The sequence below is a fragment of the Acinetobacter sp. YH12128 genome (assembly GCF_013418655.1).
Classification (GTDB): domain Bacteria; phylum Pseudomonadota; class Gammaproteobacteria; order Pseudomonadales; family Moraxellaceae; genus Acinetobacter; species Acinetobacter amyesii.
Genome location: NZ_VPBO01000056.1, coordinates 1 through 2,304 on the forward strand (window position 1 = coordinate 1; position 2,304 = coordinate 2,304).

General features: G+C 46.1%; 1 protein-coding gene. It reads left to right on the forward strand.

Features of this window, described 5'->3' with window-relative positions; genetic code table 11:
* Positions 1 to 168: 168 nt before the first annotated feature.
* Entirely contained in the window at positions 169 to 2,100 is a 1,932-nt protein-coding gene (locus tag FTU64_RS16160) for an ATP-binding cassette domain-containing protein (RefSeq protein ID WP_154320142.1), read from the forward strand.
* The last annotated feature ends 204 nt before the right edge of the window (positions 2,101 to 2,304 follow it).

Consider the following 2,304-nt stretch of genomic DNA (forward strand, 5'->3'; position numbering starts at 1 on the left):
CAACTGTTAATGCTGAAAATAGAGCTTATACTCAACTTATTCGTCCATAATATATAAATTCACAATATTTAAAAGCTGGCTCATTTCAGTAAAAGTCGCAAGATTTTTCATTTTCACAAGGCTTTCCTTTAGAATAGGCGCATCTTATTTCTTAGCTTTGATTTCTCAATGATTCAGTTAGACCAGTTATCTATACGTCGCGGTGGACGTGTTTTATTTCAAAAAGCGTCGATGCAGTTACACCCAGGATGGAAAATTGGCCTAACCGGTGTCAATGGTGCCGGGAAATCGACCCTGTTTTCAGCTTTGCTTGGTGGCATGGAGTCAGACACCGGTTCGTTGACCCGTCCTGCGGTATGGACCGTGGCGCATATGGCGCAGGAAATCAAAGCGCTGAATATGAAAGCCATTGATTTCGTCTTGTCCGGCGATGAAGAATACTGGGATATTCAACAGAAACTGGAGCAGCCAGATCAGCTGGATGATGCAGAACTGGCCCATTTATATGGCCGTTTTGATGAAATTTCAGGTTATTCTGCGCCGGCCAAAGCTTCGCAACTGATGGCCGGTCTGGGCTTTTTTGAACATCAATCCCAACTGGATGTTTCAAGTTTTTCTGGTGGCTGGCGCATGCGCCTGAATCTGGCGCGTACCCTGATGAGCCGTTCCGATTTACTCCTTCTTGATGAACCGACCAACCATTTAGACCTGGATGCCATTCTCTGGCTCGAAGACTGGCTGAAAGCCTATGAAGGTACGCTGGTGCTGATTTCGCATGACCGGGATTTCCTCGATGCGATTACCGATCATATTTTACATATTGAAAATCAGGAACTGATTTTATATACCGGTAACTACTCGACCTTCGAGCGCACCCGCAGTGAACGTCTGGCGCAGCAGCAACAGGCTTATGAAAAGCAGCTGGAAACCCGCGCACATCTGCAAAAATATATTGACCGTTTTAAAGCGAAAGCCACCAAAGCCAAGCAGGCACAGAGCCGGATCAAACAGCTGGAGCGTATGCAGGAACTGTCTGCTGCCCATGTTGATACACCATTTACCTTCAGTTTCCGTGAACCGACCAAAATGAGTTCGCCTTTATTGCAACTGGAACATGCCGATATTGGTTATGGTGACAAGCTGATTGTCACCAATGTCAATTTACAGATCACGCCAAGCAGCCGGATTGGTTTGCTCGGGATGAATGGTGCCGGTAAATCCACCCTGATTAAATCGCTGGTCGGTGATTTAAAATTGCTTCAGGGTCTGCGTAAAGATTCAGAACTGCTCAATATTGGCTACTTTGCCCAACACCAAATGGATGCACTGGATGGCAATGCCAGCCCGATGTTACAGCTGGCCCGTATTGCCGATAAAAAAATCAGTGAAGCCAGCCTGCGTTCTTTCCTGGGCAGTTTTGGTTTTAGCGGCGAACGCATGGATACGCCAAGTGAAAGTTTCTCAGGCGGTGAACGTGCCCGTCTGGCTCTGGCATTGATTGTCTGGCAGCGTCCAAACGTGTTGATTCTGGATGAGCCGACCAACCATTTAGATCTGGATATGCGTCATGCATTGACCATGGCCTTGCAGGATTTTGAAGGTGCTGTGGTGCTGGTATCGCATGAGCGCCAGCTGATTGCCAGTGTCTGTGATGAATTGCTGCTGGTACATAATGGTCAATGCCGTGAATTTGACGGTGATCTGACCGCTTATGCCGACTGGTTACGTCAGGCCCGCATTGAGATGATCAAAAACGGGCAGAAGCCAGCCGAGCCGGTGAAATCTCAGGTCGAAGTCAAAGCAACCATTTCCAGACTGGACAAAGAAGCACAGCGTAAGGAAGCGGCACGCCAGCGGGAACTGAGCCGCCCGATTCGTAAAAATATCGAAAAATGTGAAACACAGATTTCAAAGGTTACGCCGCGACTGGCTGAAATTCAAAGCTTGCTCGGAGATAGTGCTTTATATGATGCCTCACGTAAAAATGATTTGCTCAAACTGATGAATGAGCAAACTGAGCTGAAAGCCAAACTGGAAACAGCCGAAGAACAGATGCTGGAACTAATGATGGAACTGGAAAGTCTGGAGCAGTCCTTCTAACACTATTTCAACACCCCCATTATCTGAGAGATGAGTAACAAGCGTTATTCATCTCTTTTTTTTATTAAAACCACCCATTTTTAATATTTTCCTCCTGCTTTTCATCTCCGTGTAGTTCCTTGCTATTCTTGAGTACTGCATCTCTTCTTCAAAACTTGACACATTTTGTCGTGAATTACGCAAGTGCCATATAAGTTTATTTTT

Bases quoted from the DNA above. Each gene is read 5' to 3' on its own strand.
- FTU64_RS16160 (WP_154320142.1), top strand. From the start codon at position 169: ATGATTCAGTTAGACCAGTTATCTATACGTCGCGGTGGACGTGTTTTA.